Here is a 16,143-nt window from a genome sequence, read left to right on the forward strand (position 1 = left end):
ATACGCACTCTCAAATTAACGTAACCCATCAAAACTCGTCTAGAGGAAGAACTATGAAATCCCCCCATTCCCCCGCCTTCCGCTTCAGCATCATGGTGCTGGCACTGTCTTCAGGCTTTGCCCATGCTGAAAATATCAAACCCGAAGCAACAACCGAATTGAAAGAAGTCGTCGTTACCGGTACTGCCGTACCGACCCGCGTTACCCGCAACCAGCTTGACCGCGAAACTTCGACCGATTTGAAACAAGTCATGAAAGACCAAATCGGCATGGATGTCGGCGGCGGCAACGGCGTGGCGCAGTTTTACAGCATCCGCGGCGTCGGCGAAGACAAGATTAATCTGGAAGTGGACGGCACCAGCCAATCCACCAAAATTTTCCACCACCAAAGTCGCTTCCAGCTTGACCCCGCTTTGGTGAAAAGCATCAACGTCGAAAAAGGCACGGGCGCGGCGAGCGCGGGCTTGGGTGCGGTCGGCGGTACCATCCGCGTAACGACGGTTGACGCGAAAGACCTGCTGACCGACGGCAAACCTTTCGGCTTCAAACTCGGCGCGGGCTTGAGCAGCAATAAAGGCTCAACCGGCAACGCGGCGGTTTACGGCTATCAAAACGGCTTCGATGCCTTGTTTGCAGGCAACTTCCTCAACAACCGCGACTACAAAGACGGCAACGGCAATGTCAACCGCGGCAGTCGTCTGAAACAGCACAGCTACCTCGCCAAAATCGGCTACGACTTCAATGACGACCACGGCATCCGCCTGACCTACCGTCAGGAATACCAAAAAGGCAACCGCACCGACAAAGCCGAGTTCCAAAACGTTGACAGCTACGTCGGCGTGGACGGCACTTATCAAAAAGAACAATCCTACAATCTGGAATACCGCGGCCGCAACGTCGGTTTCCTCGACAAAATCGACGCCAACGTCTTCCAAATCAACACCGACGACACCAAGCCGCCTAAAGGCGCGCCTTCCCCGAAAGCCCACGCCTCCGGCACGGCGCAAGGCGGCGTTCCCATCGGCCAGCTTGAGTTAAGCAAAATCAAAGCGACCGGCGCCAACCTGAACCTCGCCAGCTCCTTCGGCGACGGACACATGGTGAAATACGGCGTCAACTACCGCCACGAAACCTCCGAGCCGTCCGACAAAGGCGCATGGCTGAAGATTCTCGGCCTGTATGACCGCGACAAAGAGAAAAAAGCCGAATACGGCGTGTACGCGGAAGGCATCTGGAACCTGAACCCCGTTACCCTGACCACCGGCCTGCGTTACGACCATTTCAAATACAACGCTGCCAGCAAACAAAGCGCGTCCCACGGCCAGCTCAACCCCAGCATCGGCGCAATTTGGGACATCAACGACAACTTCTCGCTCTTGGCAAACCTCAATCAGGCAAGCCGTGCGCCCCGCCTGAACGAAGCCCTGTTGGCTAACGAACGCGCAGGCGCCGCCGCCGATTTGGACAGCAACCTCAAAGCCGAAACCGCCCGCCGTGCCGAACTGGGCTTCAAATGGCGCAACGACAACTTCAACGTCAGCGGCAGCGTGTTCCACCAACGCATCAAAGACCTCATCGTCTACCGTTGGGCAAAAATCAACAACAACACCGCCTCCATTACCGAACGCGGCAAGATTTACAACGGCGGCACGCTCAAAACCTACGGCTACGAACTTGACGCATCCTACCGCTGGGGTGGCCTGACCGCGCGCGCCGGCGTGTCCTACGTCAAACCCCGTCTGAACGGCGAAATGTACTACGGCGAAAGCCCGATTCAAGCGGAAGACCACGAAAGCTCGTTCACCTTCTGGAATACCGGCCGCCAATGGCTGACCGGCCTGTCTTACCAGTTTGAAAACCCCAAACTCGAAATCGGCTGGCGCGGCCGCTACGCCCAAAGCGTGAAATACACCGACGTCGCCCGCGGACAAGGCACGATACACGGCAAGAAATCAGGCTACGGCGTACACGACATCTACGCCAACTGGCAGCCGCTGAAAAAAGACAACCTGAACGTCAACTTCGCCGTCAACAACATCGGCAACAAGCAATACCGTTCGCACAGCCAACGCTTCCCCGACGGCAACGGTCGTACCCCTTTCTACGAGCGCGGCCGCGAGTTTGCCTTGGGTGTGAATTACCGCTTCTGATAGAAACGTTGACAAAAGGTCGTCTGAAACCTGATTTTTGGGTTTCAGACGACCTTTTTTAATGTATTAGGTTAAGGGTAGACATTTACCCCCTGCCGCCATTTTCACCCCATTACCCTTCCCTACATGGCACAATCAACCGCTCAACATTCTTAAACAACTTTTTGTCGTAAAAATCAAACACAAACCGCCGCCAAATCACCCATCTCCCTGCAAAACACAAATAACATTTTGTTTTTGTCATGATTGTATCTATGATATTGGATTTATGCCGTTTGATAAAAACGCACTATTTCAACCAAAAAAAGGGGGACAATATGTCTGCAATCAACACCAAAATCAAAACCATCATCCTCACCGCCATCAGCGCGGCAATCCTTTCAGCCTGCGGCGGTGGCGGTGGCGGCGATACAGCCGCACTTTCCACCGGATCAACCAGCACAGGCGGCAACGGCAGCCCTGCTAAAAACGGCAGTCCAAACAATGCTACCCCCAGCGCAGCCAACAAAAATAATGGCAATACCGTAGCAGCAGCAACCCCTAGTCATAACCGCGCTGACAATCTCGCGGACTTGATTGATGAAGCACCTATTGAAGCAGTAAATGGCACTACACCACTGCACACCAGTTTTATCTCCTCCGCCACTGCACAACAAGGCAATCCAAATGCCCAGTTACGTCTTACCAGAACAGCAGACGGAAAAGAATATACAGGTGATTTCTACCTTACCGACAGCAAAGAAAACAATCAAAACGGTTTAATTAGCTCATTGGACTTCAAAAACAATGACGAAGTAAAATTGGACGGCGTAGTAATTGCCAACAAAAATGCCGCTCAAGTCAATTGGACCACACCATATTCTCTGATTATGAAAGTATTTTCAGGTGGTAATACGAAAAGTGATGGTGGTCCACAAAACGGTAAGATAGATGGTGACAGCAAAAACTTTATTAATGGTCGCGCCTCAATCGACGAGAAGATTACCGAACTGTACACTCAAATTGAAACAGCCAAAGAGACTTTGAAACAAGCTAAGGAGCAAGGCGATGTTGATGCTATCGCAAAAGCTCAGGCAAAGCTTGACGAATTGAACGATTTAGATGGTCGTCTTCGTGATATACGCCCTGTTATAGCTGCCGGAGCCAAAAGCTTGGCAGATAAATTGGCATACTTTAAAAAAGGTAACTTGGTTGCTGGAGACGGCAAACATCTCGTTTTTGACAAACGCTTCGACGGTGTGTATATCATCCAATTTACTGATGGCACACAAATCGTTATGCACGACCCTGCCGCGGCAGGCTGGGCTTACCAAACCTTTGCATACTATTTTGATCCAAAAAACGACGTTGCATTCGGCTACCAAAGCCTGGGCGATGAAACCAAGTTCACCGATCTGCCTGAAAAAGGTACGGCAACTTACAACGGTTTGACTACCGCCTATGTTGTGAAAGGCGACCAAGGCCGTCAGCTGACTGCAGACGTTAAAGCTATCGTCGATTTCGGCTTGAAAGGCGTACGCTTTGAGACTTCCAATTCCCAATTCCATTCTCTTGATGACAACGGTCGCCGTGTAACTGTACAAGGTACTGACTACGACATGAAAGGTACGGCAAAATGGGAGAACGGCAACCTCTTCCTGGGTTCTGTTGAAGCAGCCGCAGCAGGTCTGAAAGGTAATTTGAGCGGTAAATTCTACGGTGCAAAAGCTGCTGAAATCGGCGGTACTTACGGTCTGAAAAACCAAGACGGTAGCGAACACCTGATCGGTGGTTACGGCGCGAAACGTCAATAAACCATCCTTCAATCTGCCGAAAGGTCGTCTGAAAACTTGGTAAACAGGTTTTCAGACGACCTTTTTTATCGTCATTTAGACAGAAATTTCCTGCTTCGTTATTTCTATGCAAGCGGGAATGATGGTTAACAACAGAGGTTATAACGAAGATTCAATATATTCCCCATGCATTCCGCAATCTCGTACTTTTCGAAATATATAGTGGATTAACTTTAAATCAGGACAAGGCGACGAAGCCGCAGACAGTACAGATAGTACGGCAAGGCGAGGCAACGCCGTACTGGTTTAAAGTTAATCCACCATAAAATAGCAAAAGACACCGATAATTAAGCATCCTTATCATGTTCAAAGGTCGTCTGAAAACCTGTTTCCCGGTTTTCAGACGACCTTTTTCATTAAAGCGGATTACTCTTCGCTTTGCGCTTCTTCTTTTTCAACGGCAACTTCAACGGCAACGGATTCGTCGCTCAAAGTGCCTTTGGTGGACGGGGTTTGTCCTGCCATGCGCGGATCGTATTCTGCTGCCATGCGCAGGGCGCGGCCGAAGGCTTTGAATACGGTTTCGGCTTGGTGGTGGGCGTTGCGGCCGCTGAGGTTGTCAATGTGCAGGGTCATCATGCTGTGGTTGACGACGCCGTGGAAGAATTCTTCAAACAAGTCAACGTCAAAGCGTCCGATGAGGGCGCGGGTGAAGTCGATGTTGTAGACGAGTCCGGGGCGGCCGGAGAGGTCGATGACAACGCGGCTCAAGGCTTCGTCGAGCGGAACGTAGGCATGGCCGTAGCGGCGGATACCGGCTTTGTTGCCCAAGGCTTGTTTCAGGGCTTGACCGAGTACGATACCAATGTCTTCTACGGTGTGATGGTCGTCGATGTGCAAATCGCCTTTGCAGGTGATGTCGAGGTCGATCATGCCGTGGCGGGCGACTTGGGCAAGCATATGCTCAAGAAAGGGGACGCCGGTGTCGAGACGGTATTGTCCGGTGCCGTCGAGGTTGAGGCTGAGGGTAATTTGGGTTTCGCTGGTGTTGCGGGTGATGCTGACTGCGCGGCCTTCTGCGGGCATATGGAATGCCGGTGCGGCGACTGCGGCTGCTTGGGCGGCACGCTCTTGGCGTGCGGCTTCGGCGGCAGCGGCTTTTTCTTTATCTTTGCTGTGGTCGCGGTTTAACCAGCCTTTGCGTTTGTGCATGCCGGCTTCGAGTTTGGCGGCAAGGCTGGGGCGGATGCCGCGCGCTTTTTCGTCTTCTGCCTGCTCTTCAAGGCGGCGTTTCAGTTGGGATAGGGATGCCGCGTTGTCGTAACCGCATTTGCGGGCAAGTTTGGTCAGCGAGCCTGCTTCTTCGACAAGCTGCAGGAAATTGGCAAGGTGGAGTTGAGTGATGGTCATAATTTTACTCTCTGTGAGGTTTTAAAAAATCAGGCATAAAGCTTGCGGATAATATCCAGTACGGCATCGTTTTGCTCGGGACTGCCGATGGTAATGCGGACGCACTCCGTCAAAAGCGGATGCGCGCCGTGGAGTTTCTTAATCAGGATGCGGTTTTCTTTAAGCGTGTTAAACAATGCGTCTGCATCGGGAACGCACACGGTAATGAAATTCGCTTCGCTGGGGAAGGCTTTCAGACGACCTATGGCGGACAATTCGCTGAAAACGCGTTCGCGTTCGGCTTTTAAAATATCGATGGTCGTCTGAATCGCGTCGTGGTGTTGCAGGGCGAATTTGGCGGTCGCCAAGCTTAGTTGGTTCATATTGTAGGGCGGCAGGATTTTCGCCAGCTCGCCCATTACGACGGGGTTTCCTGCCGCATAGCCGATGCGCAGTCCGGCAAAACCGATTTTGCTGATGGTGCGCATCACAACCAAATTTTCAACGCTGCCCGCCTGCGGCAGAAAACTGTCGCGGCTGAATGCGCCGTATGCTTCATCGACAACCACGATACCCTGCGCCGCGCGGATAATGGCTTCGACTTCTTCGCGGCGGAAACATACGCCTGTCGGATTGTTCGGATAGGCAATGAAAATCAAAGCGGGCTGATGTTTTTCAATGGCGGATAAAACGGCGGGCAAATCAAGCGTGAAATCTTCATTGAGCGGCACGCCGACATAATTCATACCGTACAGCTCGGCATTGTGCCGATACATCACGAAACTCGGCTCAACCGCGAGCATGGTCGCGCCTGATTGGGCAACGAGCAGGGTCAAGAATTGGATTAACTCGTCCGAGCCGTTTCCTAAAGCGATGGCGGCGGCTTCAGGAATATCGAAGGCTTTTCTTAAAGTTTCCTGCAGCCCGCTGGCGGCGGGGTTGGGATAAAGCTGAATCGGCGCTTGGGCAATCAGCCGCAGCCATTCGTTTGACAGCTCGGAAAAACGGGCAAACGGATGATACGGACTTTCCATTGCATCCAGCTTGATGAAGCCTTCGGGCAAGTCGGCAATTCGGTAGGCGGACATGGCTTTGATGTCGTCTCGGATGAAATTAGCTGTATCTTTCATGATTTTCCTCCAGATTTTACAAAATAACCAACGATTCTTCCGCAATATAACACAGCTTTTTTAAATAATCACCGAAGAAATCAATAAATAATTTACACCACCGATAAAAAGATATATTCCTTATTTATTTTTATTCAAAATCAGCTTAACCATATATTTTTAATAGATTTTAATTTTTAATATTATATCCCAAAAAATACCTGACATATATATTTTAAATTAAAAAATATCGTATTTTAGAGAACTATTTAACGTTTTATGCAATATTCAATGCAGCAATCCTTACTCTCTCATTTATTTAACTTATCTTTTAAAATGGGTAAAAATTCTGTTTATTTATATGAACTCAAGGAATGCTGTCTGATGCGGTAGATAGTATTTATTCTAGAAGACAATGACTCCAAGACAGTAAGTTTCAAGACATTGATGCACCTGATTTGTTTTTTACCGTAACGATACTTTGTTTTATAATTATGCTTTATGTATTTTTCAGAAGTCTCAACAATATGAATTGGAAAAAAACGGTAGCGGCATGGTATTTGTGCTTAATGCCGTTCTCTGCCTATGCCTTGAGTCTCGGCAATATCCCGCCGGACGAAATCTCCGTCTACGTTCAAGAATTGGACAGCGGCAAAGTTATCGAATCACACAGAGCAGATGCCTCGGTCAATCCGGCATCGACGATGAAGCTGGTAACAGCATTTTCCGCCTTTGAAGCTTTGGGTAAGGATTACCGCTGGACAACGGAATTTAAAACCAACGGACATATCGAAGGCGATTCGTTGGAAGGCGATATTTATTGGGTGGGAAGCGGCGATCCCGTGTTCGACCAAGACGGGCTGAAGAATGCCCTGCAACAACTGCAAAACAAAGGCATCAGGCATATTAAAGGCAGCTTGGTACTCGACCGCCATCTTTGGGGTACCGTCGGCAACCCGCCGGATTTCGAATCCGACGCAGGTTCGCCGTTTATGACCGCTCCCGACCCGAATATGCTGGCTTACAAGGTTGTCTGGCTCAGACCGGAGTCAGATAGCGCAGGCGGCATTACCATCGCGACTTCGCCTCCCCTACCCGATATTCCTATTGAAAACAAAACAGTACTATCTAACTCTGGGAAATGCGGCGCATTGCAAAATCATATGCGTGCCAGCTATTCTGGTGGAAAGCTACATATCGGCGGTAAGGTTCCGGAGAGTTGTTTAGGCGGGGAAATGCATATCAACATGCTCTCCTCCATAGAATTTGCACACAAAAGCTTTGTTAATCAATGGCGCGCACTCGGCGGTACGATTTCAGACGACCTCAAAACTGCCTATGCACCGAGTAACGCAAAAACGCTGGCAGTTTCGCGCTCCAAACCATTGTCAGAAATACTGACCGACATGAACAAACATTCCAACAACCTGATTGCACGGTCCGTATTCTTAAAACTTGGCGGCAACGGCGACAGCGAAACCGCACGCAGAAAAGCAGCGCAAGCGGTTTCCCTGGAATTGGCGACTGCAGGGATTGATACGGAAAACCTAGTTTTAGAAAACGGTTCGGGCTTATCGAGAAGCGAGCGCGTTACCGCACACATGATGGGGCAAATGCTGGAAAAAGCCTATTTCAGCCCGTTTAAACAGGAATTTATCGACACGCTGCCGATTGCCGGACAGGACGGAACATTGAAAAAACGCCTGAAACAACCCGGCAGCCGACTGCGTCTGAAAACCGGCACGCTCAAAAACGTGCGGGCACTGGCAGGCTACTGGCTGGGCGACAAGCCGATGATTGTCGTCGTAATCATCAACAGCCCCAAAGCCTCTGCCTACCTTCACGACTTGGATGCGTTGGTTTCCCAAATAGTCTTACCCGGAGGAAACGATTGGATAGACGCAAAACTGACCTGCAAAGAACGGATGGCAGTTTAAATCCGGCCAGAAATAATCCGACTTTGATTTTCCGTCATTAAAAAGGTCGTCTGAAAACTTTCAGACGACCTTTTATATTTTCAACACTTGCAAATCAAACATCTATAACTCAACAAACCTGTATCCGCGTTCATCAACTTCCAATATAGAAGCATAGTCGCTACGCCAATCTCCCAGCACAATACGCGCATATGCGTTCTCTTCGTGGATATGTTCGCGGTGCGTATGTCCGTGAATCAGCAAGCTGACGCCGTAATTTTGGACGGTATCAGAGGTAAACTTGGGATTGACATCCATAATTTCAGCAGCCTTATATTGCTTGTCGTGCTTACTGGTATGGCGGATTTTACGCGCAATATTTAAACGCAGCTTGAGGGGCAACATGAGAAACAACCGTTGCAACCATTTTTGATGAACTGTTTTCCTGAATTTCTGATAACGCACATCATCGGTACACAAAGTATCACCGTGGCAAATCAAAGCCGGCGTACCGTATAAATCGACGACAGAATATTCCGGCAGCAGTACCATGCCCGCTTGCCTTGCGAACTTCCCACCTATCAGGAAATCACGGTTTCCGTGAACAAAAAAACATTCCACCCCGCCCTCTGCAACGTTACGGACGGCACGGGAAACGGTATCCGTCAATTCGGAATGTTCGTCGTCCCCTATCCAAAAATCAAATAGGTCGCCCAAAATATAAACCGCCCTCGCAGACGGTGCTTTTTCGCGCATGAAACGCAAAAACAGCTCGGTCAACTCAGGACGGGTTTCACTCAGGTGTAAATCGGCAATAAAATAAGTCGGCATAACGGCTGCAATATATGAAATCTCAGGCCATTATAGGTTTTCAGACGACCTTTGTATATTTAAAGGTCGTCTGAAAACATTTCAGATCGGATCAATGAAGGTGATTCTTCCCGCCCCGAGAAATAATTTTCTGATAAGTCTCCTGATTGTGGACATCGCTGACAGGAACAACATAAAAAAATTCATTGCTGCGGACAAATCGGTTAACCAGATCCACATGGATAGAAGTAATATCGTGATACAGCAGGCTCAAACCCTTGCGTAATACATATTTCCAATCCATGTAATTGCGTGCATTCGGACGAATATCGTTCATCGCATCCAATGCCAACAATTTATGGTTTTGCGTTTTTTTATCAACGGGATGGGAATAAATTGAATGGAAATACAACATATCGCTACTGTCTTCTTCGCTAAAAAACGGCGGCAGACTCAACGCAGCACCGACATTCCCCAAAGGATAATCATCGGTCAAATAGTGAACCGTATACAAAAACAGCGAACCGTTGGTGTAATTCAACTTTCTCAATGCCTCGACAGCGGCGATGGTAGTACATTGATGATCGGTATGGACATCAATATTCGGCGAAGGCGTAACGATAACATCAGGACGGAATGATTCGATGACGTAAGCCATATTGTCCACCAAATCATGCCAATTCGAACCACCGTGCAAACCCTCTGATATAACAGACTTATTGGCTCTCCGGAAAATACCCACATCTGCCGTTTCCAGCTTCGCAGAAGGAATTTCACGTTCAGGGTGGTTGTATAAAGTTTTCAGCGTTGTATCAAAAAAACCGAGCTGCAAAATGTTTTCAGACGATACCCCTGCCAAAAGCGGAACGGTCAGACTGTTCCAGACCCGCATCCGCCCCTTTTCCAAATATTGCTCCTTAGTTTCCGTTGGGCATTGTTTGCAGAAAAGGTTTTCATAATGGAAACGCCCCGCTTCGCTTGCCGTTACCGTTACCACCATCGCATTTGCAGCATATTTTTCATACAGGCCGTAAGCTGCCAACTCCGCATCGTCAGCGTGCGGCGCAAGCACTAGGATTTTTTTATCATCCAAAGACATACGCGGATAAACAGTCAGTCTGACTTCCTGATTTTTCAACAAGACCCTTCTGCCCCTCAAGGAAATTTCCCGACTTTCAGCATCAAACATATCGCTGAAGTTCAAATATCTCACGCCTCTACCGCCAAATTCGATGTAATGTTTCCAAATACCTTTGCGGGTTTCAATCTTAATATAGGGCAACAACCATTTGCCTAACAAAGAAGTTTCAACACTGACCGCAGCCAAGACCGTATCATTAATATCCACTTCTTGAGGTAGTTTTATAACTCCACCCTCCAATCGCGCTACAAAATGCTGGGGCAAACAGTCATAGCGATAATCCTGCGTAACGTTATAGGCAAAGCGTTTAATATGCATCCTCATGATAATCATCAAGAAGCACATTATCCCAAGAACCAACACCGCAAGTATTGTAAATAACAACATTATTCACCTCTAAAATTATTTTTCATAATATTACATTCCAACTTCATCCCTTTGGATTTATTACTTAACGGTCTCCGCTAAACAAATAACATAAAAACTCAAAAACAAACGCGATATGGAGAAATTTTCTTATATTTTACGAAGTTATACAAGTATTAAAAATCAAAATAACAAAAAAATAAACAACCTTAACATTGGATTTGTTAAAAAATATTAACTGTAATAAATATTACATGATGCAAAACGTCCTATTTATATAAGTCCTTCCTGCAAATAGCGCATAATCATAAGAATAATAACAATCCTAGATTCAATATCAGACAACCTCTTTTACCACGATGCACTCCCCTTTTTTCCCTGCTTACAAAAATCAGCAACGGCTTTCGAATACATACAAATCAAACAGATAAAACTCCCCAAAGCATGAACCATGCAGCAAATCCGAATTAAAAAGCTCTTTTCCGCAATACTTTGCTACCAACAATGAAAAAGGTCGTCTGAAACCCGTGTAATTAGGTTTCAGACAACCTTTTGGCTGTCAGGTGTTGCTAACCTGCTTTTAAAAATTACGCTTCTTTATTTTCGGTCGCTTTTTGACGCAGGCGCAAACTCAATTCGCGCAGTTGTTTGTCGTCCACGGAATTCGGCGCGTTGGTCAGCAGACATTGGGCGCGTTGGGTTTTCGGGAAGGCAATCACGTCGCGGATGGATTCGGCGCCGGTCATCAGTGTTACCAGACGGTCGAGGCCGAATGCCAAACCGCCGTGCGGAGGCGCGCCGAATTTCAAGTTATCCAAGAGGAAGCCGAATTTTTCCTGCTGCTCTTCAGGGCTGATTTTCAGCGCGGCAAACACTTTTTCCTGTACGTCGGCACGGTGGATACGGATAGAACCGCCGCCGATTTCCCAGCCGTTCAACACCATGTCGTAGGCGCGTGCCAGGCAGTTTGCCGGGTCAGAAACCATCAGGTCTTCGTGACCTTCTTTAGGCGCGGTAAACGGATGGTGTACGGCAACGTAGCGGTCGGCGTCTTCGTCGTATTCGAACATCGGGAAATCAACGACCCACAAAGGTTTCCATTCGTCCACGAAGTAGCCGTTTTCCGCGCCGTGTTCCAAGCCGACTTTGATACGCAAAGCGCCGATGGCTTCGTTCACGACTTTGGCTTTGTCTGCGCCGAAGAAGATGATGTCGCCGTTTTGCGCGCCGGTACGCGCAATGATTTCTTTCAGGGCGTTTTCAGACAGGAATTTCACGATTGGAGATTGCAGGCCGCTGTCTTCGCCGTTGGAAAGGTTGCTGACATCGTTCACTTTGATGTACGCCAAACCTTTCGCGCCGTAGATGCCGACAAATTTGGTGTATTCGTCGATTTCTTTGCGGCTAAATTTCGCACCGTTCGGTACGCGCAGGGCAACCACGCGTCCGCCTTTCATGTCGGCTGCGCCACGGAAGACTTTGAATTCCTCTGTTTTCATCAGGTCGGTCAGCTCGGTGAATTTCAGGTTGATGCGCATATCGGGTTTGTCGGAGCCGTAGTAGAACATGGCTTCGGCGTAAGGCATACGCGGGAAATCGCCCAAGTCCACGCCCAGCGCGTCTTGGAAGACTTGTTTTGCCATGCCTTCGGTGATGTCCATGATTTCATCCTCGTTCAAGAACGAGGTTTCCAAGTCGATTTGTGTGAATTCAGGCTGGCGGTCGGCGCGCAAGTCTTCGTCGCGGAAGCACTTGGTGATTTGGTAGTAACGGTCGAAACCCGCCACCATCAACAGTTGTTTGAACAATTGCGGCGATTGCGGCAGCGCGAAAAACTCGCCCGGATGAACGCGGCTCGGTACGAGGTAGTCGCGCGCGCCTTCAGGCGTGGAGCGGGTCAGCATCGGGGTTTCTATGTCGATGAAGCCTTGCGCGTCCAGATAACGGCGAACGCCCATAGCGACTTGATAACGCAAGCGCAGATTGCGCTGCATCACCGGACGGCGCAAGTCGATAACGCGGTTGGTCAGGCGCACGTTTTCGCTGATGTTTTCATCGTCGATTTGGAACGGCGGCGTCGCAGCGGCGTTCAAGACTTCGATTTCTTTGGCAAGGATTTCGATTTTGCCGGAAATCATTTTGTCGTTGGTTGTACCTTCGGGACGGTTGCGCACGCGGCCGGTAATGCTCAAAACGTATTCGTTGCGGGCGGAATCGGCAGTGGCAAACGCTTCGGGCGTATCGGGGTCAATCACGACTTGGACGATGCCTTCGCGGTCGCGCAAGTCGATAAAAATCACACCGCCGTGGTCGCGCCGGCGGTGTACCCAGCCTTTGACGGTTACGGTTTGGTCTAAGTATTGCTCGCTGATCAGGCCGCAATAGTTGGTACGCATAAAATCACCTTTTTATATTGTTCAATTTGAAAAGAAGGAAAAGGTCGTCTGAAAAAAAGACACCTTAATTGTTTTGTTCTTTACGCCATTCTGCCTTCAGAAAATTTAATTCTGCTTCCGTGGGCTTACCGTAAATGTAGATTTGATCCGGATTATTTGTAGAAAGGGAATCATCATCTTTATAAACAACATGATAAGCAGCGATATGTTGCTTGTCGGTCAGAATGTGCATTCGGTTGCTTGCACAATTATGCGGTTGGCACATATTGGTGTAGTAATAGGTCTTACCGCTGATTTTCACACTTTCCAGCGGCGGCATCGGACCTGCCATGTTACGCACCCAATTGTGCATGGGGGCTTTGGGTGCATGTTTGCCGACTTGTTCGTGCCAAAGCTTTTTGAAAGCGGGTTGTTTGTGCCAATCAAATAGAAATACCTCTTCGCCTTTGCTGTTGGTTACAGGTGCGGAGACGGCTAGATTGGGCAGAAACAAGGCAAGCAGTAAAGCGGATAAATATTTCATGTTTATATTTTGAGGTTGAATAAAACTTCAGAATGTCGGTTTATGCGTTCAAATCGTCTGAAAATTTCAGTCGTCACGATTTTCCCAACGCCAAAGTATAGTGGATTAAATTTAAATCAGGACAAGGCGACGAAGCCGCAGACAGTACAGATAGTACGGCAAGGCGAGGCAACGCCGTACTGGTTTAAAGTTAATTCACTATACAACAGTTAAAAACAATAATGACAATGTAAACAGCCATGAATCAAGGCCAAAAGGACCATGCATTATGTGTTTGCCATCTCTAGTTTATTTTTCTAAACATCGTATTTCGGCTTGGGGCTTGAGCGGCAAGTCATCCGGCATCACCATACCCAACGAAATCACATATTTCAATGCTTCGTCCACGCTCATATCGAGTTCGCGCACGTCGCTTTTTTTTACCATGATGTAATAGCCGCCGGTCGGGTTGGGCGTGGTCGGCACATAGACGGAAAGATAGTCGTCATCGTGCGGCAGGCTGCCTTTGAGTTTGTCGGGAATATGCCCTGAAACAAAGGCAATCGTCCAAATATTGGGCTGCGGGAACGGAACCAGCACGGGCGTTCTGAACGAGCGGCTGCTGTCGGAAAGCAGAGACTCGGATACTTTTTTGACGCTGGAATAGATGGATTTGACGACGGGAATCCGTCCCAGCAGGCTGTCCCATGCGGCGAGGATTTGGCGTCCTAAAACGTTGGCGGCGAACACGCCGGTCAGAAACAAGACGACAATGGCGGCAATAATGCCCAAGCCGGGAATGTTGAATCCCCAGAAATATTGAGGCTGCCATTGCTCGGGCAGCAGGCTGATCAGCCGGTCGGCGGCAGATATGATATAGCTGACCGCCCAAATGGTTACGGCTATCGGCAGCCACACCAACATGCCTGTAATCAGATATTTTTTTAATGCCTTGGCAACTTTTCCGCCTTCGGCCGTTTGTTCTGTCATCTTCTGTGTTATTCCGACAAATATCGCCCAAACCTTGCATTATACGCGTTTGGGCGATAGGAAACGAGTGTTTTTAATATGGGGAGCGGTTTGTTTTGCTTTCAGACGACCTGTGTGCAACATGGTACAAAAGGTCGTCTGAAAACAAGATTCGGCATTAAATTCCGTCCCAGTCGTTGAACATCAGACCGATGCCGATGCCGTTTTGTTTGTAGTTGTAATCAATCAGGCTTTCGCCGTAGCCGTGAAAGCCGCGCACCACACCTTTAAGTTTGCCTTTAATCGGGAAAGTGTAGGCGGCTTCAACCGCGCCGTGTCCGGTTTTGGGATTGTAGCGCAGCAGGGACGAAATATTTTGTTTGTCGTTCAGACGGTATTGCAGCTTCAAATCGCCATGACCCATGTAGTCGGTAATGTCGGGATTATCGTTGTTTTCACCGGTCTGATCGAATGCGCGCATCCACACGCGCGGGATAACGGTCAGCTTGCCCCATTCCATCCCTGCCATCGCGTAAACGCGGTTCCATGAGCGGGATTCGGGGCGGCTTTGTCCGTTGGATTGGTGAACGAAGCCTGCACCGACCATGCGCAGTTTTCCGCCGAACGGTAAATCTGCCTTCACGGGCTGGGTCAGGAAAATTTCGGGTTCGTAATCGGTATTGCGGAACGGCGCGGATTTTCTGCCTTGGTTATAAATCTGCCAATCGGATTTTTGGGTGTAGCCGAACCACAAATCCGCGCGGGTTTTAAACAAATCTTCGGCGATTTTGCTTTTGAACGAAACTTGAAGTTTGGTTTCTATGTGTTTCTGTTCGCTGAATTTTTCCTGATTGGTCGTGCCGCGCGAAGGGGAGTGGGGATGAAGGTTGGGCGAGCTGTTGTACCATGCGGGCATCAGGTACATAGGATTGTGTTCGCGCACGCTCAATAAGCCGCGCGAGTCGTTTTTGTCCAAATCGTACATCAGGCTCAACGGCGTGTAGGCATCGGCAGTAGTACGCAGATTGTCTTCCGAAAGGGTGGATTGTTCTTTATTTTCGTCAAACACAATCGTCGCCGCTTTTTTCTCGCGGCTGGTGCTGATGGTTTTGGGTAAGTCGACAGGCGCTTTGGCGGTTTCTTCGCGAATGACGGGCAGAGGAGCTTGCGGCGGCAGTTGAGCCGAATAAATGCTGTCGTAACACGCCAAACGGGTGGCATTGTCTTGAATGGAGGTGCATTGCAAAGCCGTGTCGGCATAGGCGACAGGGGCGGCTGCTCCACCGGCAAGGATAAGCATCAAGGCGCGCCGACATTTGGATAATGACGGTTTTTTGTTCTTTAGGACATCGCTTTGCGCCAAATTGTGTTTCAACATCTTGTTCATCATTTCATTCATGGGATTGCCGATTGGATGTTTTCAGACGACCTTTTGCCTGAAAATCGGGATTAATCGTGTGAAAAACAGATCAAGCCGCATTTTACCGCCTTGCGTCTTCTTTACGACAGGTCGTCTGAAAAGTTTACATCAACTTGCATCACATACGGCAATGCCCCTGAAAGGTTAAGACCTCAGGGGCATCGTTACCTGCTTGCCCGTCCCGACGTGATCAAACACCAAGA

11 protein-coding genes are annotated in these 16,143 nt (G+C 48.9%); 3 read left to right on the forward strand and 8 right to left on the reverse strand.

Going from position 1 to position 16,143, the window contains the following annotated elements; all coding sequences use genetic code 11:
* Positions 1 to 53 precede the first annotated feature (53 nt).
* Both DBY90_RS02040 and DBY90_RS02045 read left to right on the forward strand, forming a co-directional pair.
* Entirely contained in the window at positions 54 to 2,150 is a 2,097-nt protein-coding gene (locus tag DBY90_RS02040; RefSeq protein WP_107986455.1) for a TonB-dependent receptor plug domain-containing protein, read from the forward strand.
* Positions 2,151 to 2,467: 317 nt separating this feature from the next.
* Entirely contained in the window at positions 2,468 to 3,943 is a 1,476-nt protein-coding gene (locus DBY90_RS02045; RefSeq protein WP_070491390.1) for a transferrin-binding protein-like solute binding protein, read from the forward strand.
* A 405-nt stretch (positions 3,944 to 4,348) separates the two neighbouring features.
* Here the strand turns inward: DBY90_RS02045 and hisB are convergent, their stop codons facing one another.
* Together hisB and hisC are read right to left on the reverse strand one after the other, a co-directional pair.
* Positions 4,349 to 5,332: an imidazoleglycerol-phosphate dehydratase HisB gene (gene hisB, locus DBY90_RS02050; RefSeq protein ID WP_070491368.1), complete on the reverse strand. Its 984-nt coding sequence runs from the start codon at positions 5,330 to 5,332 to the stop codon at positions 4,349 to 4,351.
* A 29-nt stretch (positions 5,333 to 5,361) separates the two neighbouring features.
* Positions 5,362 to 6,441 (reverse strand): histidinol-phosphate transaminase, encoded by a 1,080-nt coding sequence (hisC, locus tag DBY90_RS02055; RefSeq protein WP_070491371.1) that lies wholly within the window; start codon positions 6,439 to 6,441, stop codon positions 5,362 to 5,364.
* A 473-nt stretch (positions 6,442 to 6,914) separates the two neighbouring features.
* Between hisC and dacB the strand changes: the two genes are divergently transcribed.
* The gene (dacB, locus tag DBY90_RS02060) at positions 6,915 to 8,357 is read left to right on the forward strand and encodes a D-alanyl-D-alanine carboxypeptidase/D-alanyl-D-alanine endopeptidase (protein ID WP_070491373.1); all 1,443 of its coding nucleotides are present in this window, start codon (positions 6,915 to 6,917) and stop codon (positions 8,355 to 8,357) included.
* A 102-nt stretch (positions 8,358 to 8,459) separates the two neighbouring features.
* On the opposite strand, the gene lpxH is transcribed toward dacB, so the two are convergent.
* The 6 genes from lpxH to DBY90_RS02090 all read right to left on the reverse strand — a co-directional run bounded on the left by lpxH (position 8,460) and on the right by DBY90_RS02090 (position 15,919).
* Entirely contained in the window at positions 8,460 to 9,167 is a 708-nt protein-coding gene (gene lpxH, locus DBY90_RS02065; protein ID WP_070491375.1) for a UDP-2,3-diacylglucosamine diphosphatase, read from the reverse strand.
* 91 nt (positions 9,168 to 9,258) lie between these two features.
* On the reverse strand, positions 9,259 to 10,674 hold the full coding sequence (locus tag DBY90_RS02070) for a PIG-L deacetylase family protein (protein ID WP_070491377.1): 1,416 nt from the start codon (positions 10,672 to 10,674) through the stop codon (positions 9,259 to 9,261).
* A gap of 566 nt (positions 10,675 to 11,240) precedes the next feature.
* Positions 11,241 to 13,049, reverse strand: a complete 1,809-nt coding sequence (aspS, locus tag DBY90_RS02075) for an aspartate--tRNA ligase (RefSeq protein WP_070491379.1) — start codon at positions 13,047 to 13,049, stop codon at positions 11,241 to 11,243.
* A gap of 64 nt (positions 13,050 to 13,113) precedes the next feature.
* On the reverse strand, positions 13,114 to 13,572 hold the full coding sequence (locus DBY90_RS02080; protein WP_107986457.1) for an Ivy family c-type lysozyme inhibitor: 459 nt from the start codon (positions 13,570 to 13,572) through the stop codon (positions 13,114 to 13,116).
* A 288-nt stretch (positions 13,573 to 13,860) separates the two neighbouring features.
* On the reverse strand, positions 13,861 to 14,541 hold the full coding sequence (locus tag DBY90_RS02085; protein WP_070869942.1) for a DUF502 domain-containing protein: 681 nt from the start codon (positions 14,539 to 14,541) through the stop codon (positions 13,861 to 13,863).
* 157 nt (positions 14,542 to 14,698) lie between these two features.
* On the reverse strand, positions 14,699 to 15,919 hold the full coding sequence (locus DBY90_RS02090) for a phospholipase A (protein ID WP_107986459.1): 1,221 nt from the start codon (positions 15,917 to 15,919) through the stop codon (positions 14,699 to 14,701).
* Positions 15,920 to 16,143 lie beyond the last annotated feature (224 nt).

The organism is Neisseria mucosa (genome assembly GCF_003044445.1).
Classification (GTDB): domain Bacteria; phylum Pseudomonadota; class Gammaproteobacteria; order Burkholderiales; family Neisseriaceae; genus Neisseria; species Neisseria mucosa_A.